Source organism: Pseudomonas agronomica, from assembly GCF_025917275.1.
GTDB classification, from domain to species: Bacteria; Pseudomonadota; Gammaproteobacteria; order Pseudomonadales; family Pseudomonadaceae; genus Aquipseudomonas; species Aquipseudomonas agronomica.
Genome location: NZ_JAOSHO010001001.1, coordinates 1 through 569 on the forward strand (window position 1 = coordinate 1; position 569 = coordinate 569).

Genomic DNA, 569 nt, shown 5'->3' on the forward strand with positions numbered 1-569 from the left:
TAGCATCAACCACGGCTGTTTCGAAAAGATCTGCGAATTGGAGTTCGTCATGAGTGCTTTCCACGACCTGAAATTGAAAGCCCTGGATGGTCAGGAGCTTGCTCTGGCGCCGTTCAAGGGACAAGTCGTGCTGGTGGTCAACGTCGCCTCCAAATGTGGCCTGACGCCTCAGTACGCGGCACTGGAAAATCTCTATCAGCAATACAAGGCCAAGGGCTTCAGTGTGCTGGGCCTGCCCTGCAATCAGTTCGCCGGACAGGAACCGGGAACCGAGCAGGAAATCCAGGAGTTCTGCAGCCTCAACTATGGCGTGACGTTTCCGTTGGCCAGCAAGCTGGAAGTGAACGGTCCTGACCGTCATCAGCTATACCGCCTGCTGGCGGGCGAAGGGGCCGAGTTCCCGGGAGACATCACCTGGAATTTCGAAAAATTCCTGCTCGGCAAGGACGGTCGGGTGCTGGCGCGGTTCTCGCCGCGTACGGCGCCGGATGATCCTGCCGTGATCCAGGCGATTGAAAAAGCGCTGGCCTGATCCGTACGCTGAACCTTTGTGGCGAGGGAGCTTGCTC

1 protein-coding gene is annotated in these 569 nt (G+C 58.0%); it reads left to right on the top strand.

What is annotated here, in order from left to right:
* The first annotated feature begins 49 nt into the window (after window positions 1-49).
* Window positions 50-532, top strand: a complete 483-nt coding sequence (locus OC610_RS28595) for a glutathione peroxidase (RefSeq protein ID WP_264433122.1) — start codon at window positions 50-52, stop codon at window positions 530-532.
* The last annotated feature ends 37 nt before the right edge of the window (window positions 533-569 follow it).

Excerpts from the sequence above, each read along its gene's own strand:
- OC610_RS28595 (WP_264433122.1), top strand. The coding sequence starts at position 50 with ATGAGTGCTTTCCACGACCTGAAATTGAAAGCCCTGGATGGTCAGGAG.